The 12,581-nt window shown below is 33.6% G+C and carries 11 protein-coding genes and 1 pseudogene; 6 read left to right on the plus strand and 6 right to left on the minus strand.

Annotated features, from left to right (window positions below):
- Window positions 1-112 precede the first annotated feature (112 nt).
- Window positions 113-532 carry a hypothetical protein gene (locus tag VFM92_RS04740; RefSeq protein ID WP_325121045.1) on the minus strand — a complete coding sequence of 140 codons (420 nt, stop codon included), beginning with the start codon at window positions 530-532 and terminating at the stop codon, window positions 113-115.
- Window positions 533-1,255: 723 nt separating this feature from the next.
- Between VFM92_RS04740 and VFM92_RS04745 the strand changes: the two genes are divergently transcribed.
- The gene (locus tag VFM92_RS04745; RefSeq protein ID WP_325121046.1) at window positions 1,256-3,223 is read left to right on the plus strand and encodes an IGHMBP2 family helicase; all 1,968 of its coding nucleotides are present in this window, start codon (window positions 1,256-1,258) and stop codon (window positions 3,221-3,223) included.
- Between the two features lie 80 nt (window positions 3,224-3,303).
- The gene (locus tag VFM92_RS04750; RefSeq protein ID WP_325121047.1) at window positions 3,304-3,621 is read left to right on the plus strand and encodes a DUF6122 family protein; all 318 of its coding nucleotides are present in this window, start codon (window positions 3,304-3,306) and stop codon (window positions 3,619-3,621) included.
- Here VFM92_RS04750 and VFM92_RS04755 read toward each other — a convergent pair.
- Together VFM92_RS04755 and VFM92_RS04760 are read right to left on the minus strand one after the other, a co-directional pair.
- Entirely contained in the window at window positions 3,618-5,423 is a 1,806-nt protein-coding gene (locus tag VFM92_RS04755) for an SLC13 family permease (RefSeq protein ID WP_325121048.1), read from the minus strand. The two genes, VFM92_RS04750 and VFM92_RS04755, sit on opposite strands and share 4 nt — an antisense overlap.
- A 199-nt stretch (window positions 5,424-5,622) precedes the next feature.
- Complete coding sequence (locus tag VFM92_RS04760) at window positions 5,623-6,702, minus strand: oxygenase MpaB family protein (RefSeq protein WP_325121049.1); 1,080 nt, start codon at window positions 6,700-6,702, stop codon at window positions 5,623-5,625.
- A 162-nt stretch (window positions 6,703-6,864) separates the two neighbouring features.
- On the opposite strand from VFM92_RS04760, the pseudogene VFM92_RS04765 reads away from it, so the two are divergent.
- Window positions 6,865-7,095: pseudogene (locus VFM92_RS04765) on the plus strand (DUF433 domain-containing protein).
- 139 nt (window positions 7,096-7,234) lie between these two features.
- Here the strand turns inward: VFM92_RS04765 and VFM92_RS04770 are convergent.
- Genes VFM92_RS04770 through VFM92_RS04780 form a run of 3 tightly spaced genes read right to left on the minus strand, consistent with a single transcriptional unit; the run spans window position 7,235 to window position 9,906 of the window.
- Window positions 7,235-7,624, minus strand: coding sequence for a DUF2721 domain-containing protein (locus VFM92_RS04770; protein WP_325121050.1), 390 nt, complete (start codon window positions 7,622-7,624; stop codon window positions 7,235-7,237).
- Between the two features lie 6 nt (window positions 7,625-7,630).
- Window positions 7,631-9,319: a GMC family oxidoreductase gene (locus tag VFM92_RS04775; protein ID WP_325121051.1), complete on the minus strand. Its 1,689-nt coding sequence runs from the start codon at window positions 9,317-9,319 to the stop codon at window positions 7,631-7,633.
- Between the two features lie 2 nt (window positions 9,320-9,321).
- Complete coding sequence (locus VFM92_RS04780) at window positions 9,322-9,906, minus strand: gluconate 2-dehydrogenase subunit 3 family protein (protein WP_325121052.1); 585 nt, start codon at window positions 9,904-9,906, stop codon at window positions 9,322-9,324.
- A gap of 177 nt (window positions 9,907-10,083) precedes the next feature.
- Here VFM92_RS04780 and VFM92_RS04785 point away from each other — a divergent pair, with 177 nt between their 5' ends.
- The 3 genes from VFM92_RS04785 (at window position 10,084) to msrA (ending at window position 12,507) form a co-directional block, all read left to right on the plus strand.
- Window positions 10,084-11,208 (plus strand): Gfo/Idh/MocA family oxidoreductase, encoded by a 1,125-nt coding sequence (locus tag VFM92_RS04785; RefSeq protein WP_325121053.1) that lies wholly within the window; start codon window positions 10,084-10,086, stop codon window positions 11,206-11,208.
- Between the two features lie 132 nt (window positions 11,209-11,340).
- On the plus strand, window positions 11,341-11,787 hold the full coding sequence (locus VFM92_RS04790) for a thioesterase family protein (RefSeq protein ID WP_325121054.1): 447 nt from the start codon (window positions 11,341-11,343) through the stop codon (window positions 11,785-11,787).
- A 78-nt stretch (window positions 11,788-11,865) separates the two neighbouring features.
- The gene (gene msrA / locus VFM92_RS04795; protein WP_325121055.1) at window positions 11,866-12,507 is read left to right on the plus strand and encodes a peptide-methionine (S)-S-oxide reductase MsrA; all 642 of its coding nucleotides are present in this window, start codon (window positions 11,866-11,868) and stop codon (window positions 12,505-12,507) included.
- Window positions 12,508-12,581: the final 74 nt, after the last annotated feature.

Consider the following 12,581-nt stretch of genomic DNA (forward strand, 5'->3'; position numbering starts at 1 on the left):
AAGGAGCACTTTCCGGCTGATCTAAAACACCTTATTCATTCTAAATAATTTGCATTTTACAAAGTATCCCCTGCCCAGAATGCATTTGACAAAAATGGTTTCGAATAGGGAATTACGGAAATGAAACATATTGTTTATCCCAGTTTACGGCATAAGCTCCCTGAGCAAAACTTAAGAAAAAACCCAAGCTATCAAATTGATTATAATTGTAACTTCGATTGGCTCCCAAATCAATTTCTTGTAAAGTAATAAAGTCAAAATTATGCTCGTCTAACGACTTTATAGACTGCGCAAGATTATCAGAAAATAAAGACTCCGATCTATCAATTGGTAGATTGTTTTTCATCCCCGATAAGTAGCCAATGTTGTAGGTCATAGTTGAAAAAGTATTTGAGGTATTTTCCAAAACCGGATGATAACTAACAATTTGATTATAGTCATCGGAATTATTAAAACTTGAACTCGCCCAAAAATAGAAAGCGAAAACACTAAAGAATAGAAGAGTAATTAATATTAGAATTACTTTTCTCATGAAATAATAGTAATCAAAAAAACTACAAATGTTAAACCTCTAAAATCAGGCAAAAGTATTTTACGAAAACTGAAATTATATTATTTCAATAATACTACAATTTCATAACCAACTCTTAAAACAATCAATATCTTCATAAAGTCCATGACTCTGAATCCTCTACAAAAATATCAATCCTCAAAAACTGGATTTAATACAAATTACTCTATCCTACAAAATTATTGCAAATCATCATAAACCATACAAACAACCAGTAAACCATTGCATTTTAGGACTTCTAAAAAAGCAGAATATTATTTCGTTGAGTACATTACAATTAAATATAAACTCAGGTAGTTAATTAAAGTATTACTAGATTTAAAATTCATTAAAATCTCATTTATAACATATTATATAATTCTATCCAAACTTTACATGAAGTGAAATATTTTAACCAAATAATCTATTGCGATAACAAACACTCCAAAAAATCCAATATTTGGCACTTTAAATAAGATTTCGATAAGAATATCTCCAATATCAAAATAAGTCAATTTATGCTGAGAGAATAATGACCGTAAAAAGACAGGTCTGTGAGGCGGGATTTTCAAAAAGGAGGTCGTATCACAAATTACACTTATTAATAAAATTGCACTTTACCATTCTCTCCTACTTGATTAAATAAGTTCTTAAAACTATACTCTTTTACTTAAGTTTGTGAAGCCAAGTAGATCAATATCAAAAATGAAAAGGTTCACAGAGATAGCACAATACAAAAATTATTTTGGACGCTTAATTCAGGAAGAAAGAAAAGCTGAAATGGAATTTCACCTTAATGAAATTCTCATGCTATCGGCTAGGCAAAGAGAATCAAAAGGAAGAGCTATACTTGGTCTATCCGGACAGGATTCTGGTACGGGTGTTGGAGGCGCTTATTTGGTCAAATTTGTTCGCGGATCTGGTCTACCAGATAATGAAATTTCCAACGGAGATGTAGTAATAATTTCCAAGGAAAAACCGACCGGAAAAGAAGAGCAGGCTACAGTGGTAAGTAAAACAAAAAGGAGTATCACAATCGCTTATAGTAAAGCACCTCCTTTTTTAGTATTTGGAAGAAATCTCCGACTTGATCTTTTTTCGAATGATATCACTTTTCAAAGAATGTTGGATGCGCTTTCGGTGCTTGATCAGCGACCCAATCAACAAGAATATATAAAATCTAATATTGACTTATTTCAAGAAAGAGGAAACCAAAAACCTATACCTTATTCAAGTAAATTTTTAAATAAGAAACAAAAGGAAATTATTGAAAAAGCTTTAGCATCAAATGATATTTTTCTAATTCATGGACCTCCAGGAACAGGTAAGACTACTACCCTATCTCATTTAATAAAAGCATTATTTGAGAAGGAGAAAAAGATTCTCGTTACCGCTCCTTCCAATACGGCTGTAGATAATATTTTGGAGAAGTTACAAGACTTAAAAATCCCATCAACTCGAATTGGTAATCCAATTAGAATGAATGAAAATTTACTCAATTTAAGTTTAGATGTACAGCTTCAAGATCACCCAGATTATCAACAAGCAAATGGTATATGGAATAAAATTCAGTTATTAAAAAAAGAACAAGAGGATTATGTACCAGCCTCTGGACAAAACAGTAGAGGATTAAGCGATCAAAAAATAATACAATTAGCTAGTTCTAAAAAACCTTACCGAGGAATACAAACTGCCAAGCTGAGAAAGATGGCGAAGTGGATAAAAATTCAGCAAGATATCAATAAGGGTTATGAAGAAGCTCAAACATTACAAGCAAAAGCAATCGAAAGCATTCTAGAGAAAAGTGCCGTAATTTGTTCGACTAATTCATCTGCGGGAAGCGAGTTATTGAAGGATATTATATTTGATGTAGTGTGTATAGATGAAGCAACTCAATCCACAGAGCCTGAAGCTTTAATTCCCCTAGTGAAGGGAAGAAAATGGATATTAGCGGGAGACCATAAGCAACTTCCACCTACCGTGAAAGCAAAGGAGGCAAATGAACTAAGTATTAGTCTATTTGAAAGGTTTCAAGCTGAATTGCCAGAGGATCGAATTGATATCTTAACTATTCAATACAGAATGCACCAAGATATTATGAGGTTTTCAAATGAAAACTTCTATGCAAATCAGCTTAAAGCGCACCCTTCAGTTTCCAAGCACAGTCTCAAGGATTTACCAGGGTTTGAGCCTTATCCTTATATAAATCCTTCCATTGAAGATGTTGTTAAGGCTTCAAAGCCAATCGTATTTATTGCTTGCACTGATGGACAGGAAGAACAATTAGCTGAAAGTCATTCTTGGTTTAATAAGAAAGAAATAGAAATTACAAAAGAAATTACAGATGTCTTATTATCATCACGCTTGTTTCCGGAAGATATAGGGATTATTTCTCCCTATGATCAACAAGTAAGTCGCTTAAAATCTGCTCTTAAAGATTATCATGTTGAAATTAAATCTATCGATGGTTTTCAGGGAAGAGAAAAGGAAGTAATCATTCTTAGTTTAGTGCGTTCCAATTCGGAAGGAAATATTGGTTTTTTACGTGATTATAGACGTTTAAATGTTGCATTAACTCGCGCAAAGAGGAAATTGATTATTATCGGAAATCCTTCTACTTTACAATCTAATCCTATATACAAGTCTTTAATCGAAAATAGTTTCATAAAATAGCTTCTATTAAAGAATTCAATAATTTAGACCTAAATGTTAGAAAGTAAGCTTATAAATTTTACAAAACCATTTCCTATAAAATGATTGCAACCTTCATTCACTATACTTTACATTTCATAGCTCCTCTGGGAATAGCAAAATTGTATAATGCAAAAAACTGGAGAAATGCGTACTTAATTTTAATAGGTACAATGCTGGTCGATTTAGATCATCTTTTGGCCTCTCCTATTTTTGACCCCGATAGATGTAGCATAGGCTTCCATCCACTGCATTCTTATTATGCCATTCTGATTTATTTCTTTTTACTATTTCCTAAAAGAAGTCGCTTAGTTGCAATTGGTCTTCTATTCCACATGTTTACAGATGGTTTAGATTGTTGGTTAAAAGGAAACCTTTAAATCGGTTGAAAAGGAAATATCAGCGGTAAGAAAACTGTTGCCAACACCCAGAAAAGCAAATTCAACATTACCCCCACCTTAGTGAAATCAGTGAATTTATAACTTCCTGCAGTGTACACCATAGTATTGGTTTGATAGCCAATTGGTGTCATAAAACTTGCCGAGGCAGCAAAGGTCACTGCCATTAAAAAAGGCGTAGGTACCAAGCCTAATTGAATACTGATTGCAATAGCAATGGGTGCCATTAAAGCTGCTGTAGCATTGTTAGACATCAATTCAGTTAACATGGAAGTAACGAAATATAAACCGCTGAGTACGATAACAGGTCCAAAATCGCCCAATTGACTCAACAGTCCACTTGCAATCTTCTGATCTAAACCTGTATTGCTTAAGGCTACACCAAAACTTAAAACTCCAGCCAATAAAAATACGATTTTCCAATTAATGGCTTTATACACCTCTCTCATATTCATTACATTAAGCAACACCAATGTTACCACTCCAGCCATAACAGAAATTACAATGTCTAAAATACCAAAAGTGGCTAATGCAATCACAATAGCCAAAACAGTAGTTACTATATAAAACTGCTTTTTATTAAAATCTATGACTATATCGGAAGAGAGCAAAGCAAATGGTGCATTTTGACTCATTTCTTTTTTACGTAACTCTTTTACATAATGAGATTTTACTTCAGCTAATAAAACATCACCTGCTTTTAATTTGATATCATATAAATCCTCATGCAAAACCTCTTCTCTGTGGCGAATTGCTAATGGAGAAGCTCTAAATCGTCTTCTAAAATCCAATTCTTGTAGGTTTTTTCCATCAAATTCGGAGTTGGCGCTGATGACCATTTCTACTAAAGAAGTACCCGTCCCTTGCAAATTATCGCCTGCCATCTTTACGGAAGAGCCTTCTAGTATCTTAGCTCTGCTTTTTAGCTCTTTAATATTGGACAAATTACAGCGGACTTTTAGAATATCACCCGAGTGTAAAATAAAATCTCCTTGTGGTAAATTATAGCGAATACCTTGTCTATTAATTTCAAGAATATCTATTTTCAAATCAGTAACCAATGGACTTTGCATAATGGTCTTACCAATAGAATCTGTATTATCTTGGAGTTCAATCTCAGTAAGATATTCTCTCATCCCGAACTTTTCCTCTAAATTTTCTTCATTTTGTCGATTTTTGGGTAAAATTCTAGAGCCAATTAGCATCATGTATAAAGTTCCCACGGCAACTAATATAAAACCAAACGGCAGTAACTGAAACATGCTAAACCCTTCAAAACCAAAATCTTGAGCTATACCACTTACCAATACATTGGTTGAAGTTCCAATGTAAGTACAAGTACCTCCGAAAATTGAAGCAAAAGAAAGTGGAATTAAAAGCTGTGAAGGACTTTTGCCCGTGCTTTTAGCAATCTGAATCACAACAGGAATAAAAACTGCCACTATGGGTGTATTATTGATGAAAGCAGAGATCAACGCTATCAAAAGCATCATTAATACTAAACCTAATCTAAAGCTACGTTTAAAAATAGCAGAAAGCTTATAAGCTACAAACTGGAGAGCTCCAGTTTTTAAAAGTGCAGCACTCATCACAAACATAAAAGCTACCGTAATAGTGGCGGTATTGCTAAAGCCTTGAATTCCTTCAACTGGGCTAATCACTCCCGTAATTACTAAAGCACAGATAATCACTAATCCAATTAAATCAACTGAAAGCTTTTCTGTAACAAAAAGAATTATCGCTAATATAATGACCGTTAAAGTCGCAATAGTTTGAAAGTCCATACTCAAAGTTAAATCAACACAAATATAGAATGATAAAACGATATAAATCTACTAAATCTATAGAGAATTAGAAAATGTGAGAATTTAACAAAAATATACCAGCTCATCCTGAGATAGTAAAATAAGAATAGATAAAAGAAGTATTGATTAAATTGCTTTAAGAGGTATTTAGAACAAAATCGACATACTTTTTAAAGAATTATCCTTCTAGCTGAGTCAAAAACTTAAAAGGGACATTTTGGAAGTTACGTTCACCAAATTGCTTTTTTAAGTTTATGAATTCCTTTTTATGATTAGATGGAAACACATTTTTAATGGCGTTTAAATTTTTAATGTTGCTTAGCAAATCAACCTGTAGATTATCATAAGGCAGGGCTATCATTTTACAAATGTCTTCTCCCAATAGGTATGACATCATCGTTTCGCTTGGAAAATTAAAGGGTAATGGTTGACTTTTAATGTAGTTTTGCAAATTCAAGGCCAGCATCTCCCCTTCTACTGACTTTCGAAAATTTCGATTCTTTATTTTTTGTTCTAGAATAAAAGCTTCATGGTTTGTACCTGGTAGCCATTCGCTATGGACACCTAACATCTTTCCTATTAAATTCCAAAACTGAATATAATTTTGGGATTGATCAGCTGAAACAGTATAACCTAACTTCCTCAGACCTCTAATCGCAATTAAAGAAAAAGAAAGATTTGTTCCTGCCATATCTTCCTGATTAACAGGAGTTCCTTGTTCATCATTCCATTTATCACTTTTCAATAAATGATATCGAATTGCTGCATGCATTAATCTAACCTTAGCTATGCTGATAAATCCTTTTCCTTGCGAAGTGAAAGCTTCAGGACTACAAACATCAAATACAAACTCAGCCGTTTCTGTAAGTCGCTTTTCTGGCTGCTCATATATCCTTTTAGAAAAACTCAACACTTTTGCTCCTTCAGCCGCTGCATAACAATAAGGCAAAGAAAGCATTCCTAAGCATAGCATAATGGCAGAAGCATGCTCCACATAAAAATCAGCTCCTCTTTGGGCTAACTTTTCATCAATTTGATAGTCCCTGAATGACGCAAAAAAGTGCTTTAAGCTTTTTGGAAACTCATCGGGAATGGACTGATGGTTGAAAATCAGCTTATTATAGCTTTCATTAGATAAAGGATTAAAGCCGTTTTCAAATAAATCTTTAACTGTTTTATCTGCTAAAGAATCACCTGTTTTTCGGGCTAAATTAAGGGCTGAATTAGGATATTTTATTTCTTGAGATTGCACATGCACATAACATAGAATTAATGAAATTGATTGAATTTAATGAAAATAAATCCTTTTCATTTGATAACAGATAAATCAATTAAAATTAATTTCAACCAATGATGATTTAAAATTGTACTTTAGTAATTAACTAAGTATTTAAATCATCGTTTTAAATTAGAAAGAATCATGATTGAAAATATTCAAGAATATATAAGTATCAACCCTAATATCCGATTTGTAAATGCTTGTATAAAAGGCACCAGAATTACTGTAGGTGATGTTCTAAAATAGTTTGCTTCAGGGATGAGCGAAAAAGAAATTCTTGAAACTTATCCCTATTTAAATCTTGAACAAATACACGCTGCTCATTCTTTTGCAGCACACCGCAATGAAATCACCATAATTGTAGCTGTTTAAAATGGATTGTAAAAGTAGATATGCCAAATTACCTAAAAAATAACTATGTGTAAAGTTATACGAATGCAAGGCGGTTATGCTAAAGTACGAATGATATTAAGGTTACAAAAAGCAATTTTATCAACTAAATTATATTTATCTACTTCTCAATATCTTCCATTTGAATATTTAAGGCCTTTACACTTATTTGGATTTCTACTATGGAGAGTAAAAGTGAAATCATGAGTAAAACTAAAGAAAATCCAAAAATGATATTTCCTGCCATTTGATACTCTTGATAAATAGTAAACATACTGACCACACAAAAAAACAAAGATAAAATCCCTAGCAATTGCATATTACGAATCAAAATAACACGCTTTTTTAAATTTGAAATCTGTGCTTTAATGTTAACATCCTGTTCATTCATATAGCGAGCATGCAAACTTCTAATCAAATTCGCTATAGCTAAAAAACGATTGGTGTAAGCCAATAACAATAATGAAATGGTGGGAAAAAGTAGAGCTGGTGTAGTAAGAGATATTTCCATAAGTAATTACAAATTCATCTTCTTTAATTCTGACACCGCAAAATCTACCGCTCTGGCAGTTAAAGCCATATAAGTTAAACTAGGATTCTGACAAGCAGAAGATGTCATGGCCGCCCCATCTGTAACAAAAACGTTCGGCACCTCATGTAATTGGTTATGCTTATTCAACATAGAGGTTTTGGAGTCGCGGCCCATCCTGGCAGTACCCATTTCATGGATTCCAAAACCTGGGATAGCTAGTAAATTCACAGCTTCAATATTCTTACCACCTGCTACTTCCATCATTTCTTGACCAGTCTTCATCATGTCTTTTCGCATACTGTACTCGTTTTGCTTAAACTCGCAATCAATATGCAGCGTTGGCAGTCCCCACTTATCTCGTACGTTTTCATTAAGGGTAGCTTTATTATCTGTATACGGTAATGTTTCCCCAAATGGCATCAAAAACATTTCCCAAGGTCCTGGTTTCATGAGAGCATCTTTAAATTCAGCTCCAAAACCTGCTAAACGATTTCCATAACCCCAACCTTTTCTATTGGCTCCACCTTGAAATCCGTAGCCTCGAATAAAATCGGGATGCCTTGATTTTATATTTTGAAAACGAGGAATATAAATTCCGTTTGGCCTGTAACCTGTATAATACTTATCGTTAAAATCATCAAATTGTGCAGTTATATAAACCTCAAAATGATGATCCATCAAATTCTGTCCCAATGAACCACTCGTATTGCCCAAGCCTTCAGGGAAACGGTCACTTTTAGAGTTCAGCATTATCCAGGTTGAACCTAATGTAGAAGCACATAAAAAGATGACTTTTGCATAATACTGATGATACTCGTTAGTTTCTGCATCTATAATTCTTACCCCTTTGGCTTTGTTGGTATTTTCATCCAAAATAACCGATTCTACAATAGAATTAGGTCTTAAAGTCATATTGCCTGTAGTCACCGCTGCAGGAAGTGTAGAGGATTGACTACTGAAATAAGCCCCATAAGGACAACCTCTGCTGCATAAATTTCGATATTGACATTTAGAACGATTGTGTTTATTTTGCGTGAGATTGGCCGTTCTACCAATGGTCATAAATCGATCATCCCAATTTCTCTCAATAGCTCCTTTCACCTTTTCCTCTACACAATACATATCCATTGGAGGTTGAAATTTACCATCAGGCAATTGTGAATACCCTTCATTTCTACCTGAAACACCTATAAACTCTTCTACTTTATCGTACCATGGTGCTAAATCTTCATATCGTATTGGCCAATCCACTCCTACTCCATCTATGGCATTTGCTTCAAAATCCATAGGAGATAATCTGTAGCTTTGTCGCCCCCATGTTAGAGATCGTCCCCCAACATGATTCCCCCTAATCCAGCGAAATTCCTTATTTTCAGGATGAGTGTAGGGATTTTCTTTATCATTTACCCAGAAATGTTTAGTGCCTTCATCAAAAGCATAGGTTTTGCTCTGAACATAATAATCTTCTTGCACCTCCTGAGATTCTTTTCCTCTATGGTCGAATTCCCAGGGAGCTTTATTCATGGTGGGGTAATCTTGTATATGTTCAACATTTCTACCTCTCTCAAGAACTAAAGTTTTTAAGCCTTTTTCGCATAATTCTTTTGCTGCCCAACCACCCGATATACCTGAGCCTACCACAATGGCATCATACTGATTCTTTTCCTTCCTCATGCTTAGAAATAATTTCCTACTCTTAATTTTTGATTTGAGTTCATTGGTGCACAACCAATTAATTGCGCAGGGATGGGTTGATAATCTAAATGTTTAGTCATAATTTCTTCTGATGTGAAGTATCCTAAAAGTACCAGTTCTTTTAACATTAAAAAGAATGGCTTTTCTTGAGGTGAAGAATCAGGAGATAAATGATGAATTTCATTTTCTAAATCATATAAAAAATCATACTGCGATTTATCATCTAGATCTGTAAAAATTTTACCATTTTTTGATTCACTGATCTTCATAATATCTTCTAGCCCTTTAACAAATTGCTTTTGCTGTTTTTCATGATAAACTTCAGCAACCATTTTATCCACAAATTTATCAACTCCCACATCTAAAGCTCCAGGAGTATCCGTTTTGGGTAAAATCTGGTTAACTAATGCCGCTACCAACAATGCTTGCTTTTCATCAAGAAACCTTGGCTTCCAGGTCAGAGGCTTTTTGTTATCACATGATTGAAGTAAATGTATTAACAGAGGTGAAGTTGCTGCAAACCCTAAAGCTAATGCTGTTTTCTTAATGGCTTCTCTTCTCTTCATTACTTAATTTTTCAGAATCAAATTTAATATTAAGTAAGTTATTGTTTAGTTTCAAGCAATCAGAAATTAAAAAGAGATTTTTAACATAGAATAAAATGAATTGATACTGATTTACTTTCTCAGTAAAATAGAATTTCAATCAACACCAAAGTTTACATTCTCCTAAAAGATACAAAAATGACAAAAATATTAAAAATGGGTATGATTGGTGGCGGGCCAGGATCCATGATTGGCGACATTCACAGAATAACAGCCACTGCTTCGGGAAAAGCAAAATTAGTTTGCGGTGCCTTCAGTTCTACTAAGGAAAAATCAATTGAAAAAGGAAAAGAGTTGGGTCTGGATGAAAATAGAATCTACGAAAGCTATTCTGAAATGATCAAAAAAGAAGCTTTATTAGATGAGGATAAAAGAATAGATTTTGTAACGATTGTAACGCCCAATTTTCTTCACTTTGAACCTGCAAAATTAGCCCTTGAAGCTGGTTTTCATGTCATTTGTGATAAGCCCCTTGCTTTTGATTACAATGAGGCTTTGCAATTTGAAAAAGTTGTAGAAAAAGCAAAAGGTCATTTCGCTATGACTTACACCTATAAAGGCTACCCACTTTTAGAAAAGGCCAAAGAAATAATTGATTCTGGACATTTAGGTGACCTTAGAAAAGTGAAAGTAGATTATTCCCAAGGATGGTTATCTCAACTTATTGAAGCAGAAGGTCATAAGCAAGCAAGCTGGCGCACTAACCCTGAAAAATCGGGAAAAGGCGGAACTATTGCCGATATAGGCACACATGCCTTTAATCTATTAGAATCTGTAAGTGGTTTAAAAGTAAAATCTCTTATGGCTGATGTTTCCATATTAGTTCCAGGTCGCAAAATTGATGATGATACTAATGTACTTCTAGAAATGGACAATGGTGCTAAAGGATATTTATCTTCAAGTCAGATCTGTACAGGTGAAGATCAAGATTTGAGCGTGAAAATTTATGGAAGCAAGGCTAGTTTAATTTGGAATCACAATCAACCTAATCTAATTACCATTAAATATCCCGACTTTAAAGAAGAATCTATCAAAGGTTTAGATAAGGAATTGATAGAAGAAAATGAAGTTAACTTACCTGGCCATTCCTCCTATTTCACAGAAGCATTTCAAAGAATTTACGAAGGTTTTTTTGATACTATTCAAAACACAAACAATAAAACAGATTTCGTGAAAGCTAATATAAAAGATGGTGTAAGAGATATGCTTTTTATTGAGAAAGCTATTCAGTCTTCCAATGAAAAAAAATGGATTAAACTATAATCGAAACAAAAAACTATAAATGAGAAAACCACTCCATTTCAGGTTGTATAAGGCTTTTAAAATCTATAGTTCTACCATTTTCTATATGCCCATAGAATTAAAGTACTAATTTCACTTTCTAATTAAAAAATAATGAAACCAACAGTAGACCCTAATCATTTTAAATTTTCAGAAGATATTCAAGTTCGATGGACTGACTTAGACCCACTAGCCCATGTCAATAACTCTATTTACATTCAATACTTTGAAATTGCCCGAGGCAGATATATGTTAGAAGCTTCGCCCAAATGGGATTGGCATCAAAATATGTTCTTGCTAGCCAATATTAATTGCGATTATTTACAAGAATTAAAAATCGGAATGCCTAAAACCAAATGTTGGGTTCGAACTAAAGAAATGGGCAAAAAGAGTTTCGTATTGGAATATATGATTACCACTGATGATAAAACTGTGCATACGGTTGGAACATCAGTTCAAGTAATGTTTGATACAAAAACCAACAAGACAATTGAAATTCCTGACTGGCTAAGAAAAGAAATTACGGAATACGAGAAAGCAGGAACGATTGAAATTAAATAGACATAAGACTAAAATTTAACTTTTATTCAAACTAAATGGCACCTCCAGCCGTTCTCTGAGCAAATTAAAATTATAATAATGATTAGAAATACAGCTATAGTAATATTAAGTATTCTTTTTTTTGCTTGTGCAGCAGAAACTAAAAAATCAGAAACTACAGCATCTGAAGCCTTAACCATTCAAAATCCTGAAGCGATTGATACTGCATATTTTGCAGGTGGATGTTTTTGGTGTGTTGAAGCTGCTTTTGAACAAATCAAAGGAGTTAAAGAAGCCGTATCGGGATATTCTGGTGGTGAAGAAGAAAATCCATCTTATAAGGAAGTAAGTTACGGCAGAACCAATCATGCTGAGGCGGTAATGGTTTTATATGATTCATCAGTCATAAATTATGAAACACTTTTGGATATTTTCTTTGTAGCTCACGACCCTACTCAACTTAACAGACAAGGACCTGATGTGGGAAAGCAATATCGTTCAGCAATTTTTTATCGCAATTCAACAGAAAAGAATTTAGCGCTTAAAAAAATGAATGATCTAGCTCCCAAATTTGATGATGAAATCGTGACTGAGCTCACTTCGTTCACTAAATTTTGGGAAGCGGAAGATTATCATCAAGATTACGAAAAGAAAAATCCAAATGACCGTTACATAGTCAATGTTTCCAAACCTAAAATCGAAAAAGTAGCCAGAACGTTCGAGGATTTATTAAAAAAATAAAATCTTTAGTTTTATAAATAATAGATTAAAATTTTTGAAAACACATCAACAAAAAAGGCAACTCTAATGAGTTG

The organism is Marivirga sp. (assembly GCF_035704835.1).
Taxonomy (GTDB): Bacteria; Bacteroidota; Bacteroidia; order Cytophagales; family Cyclobacteriaceae; genus Marivirga.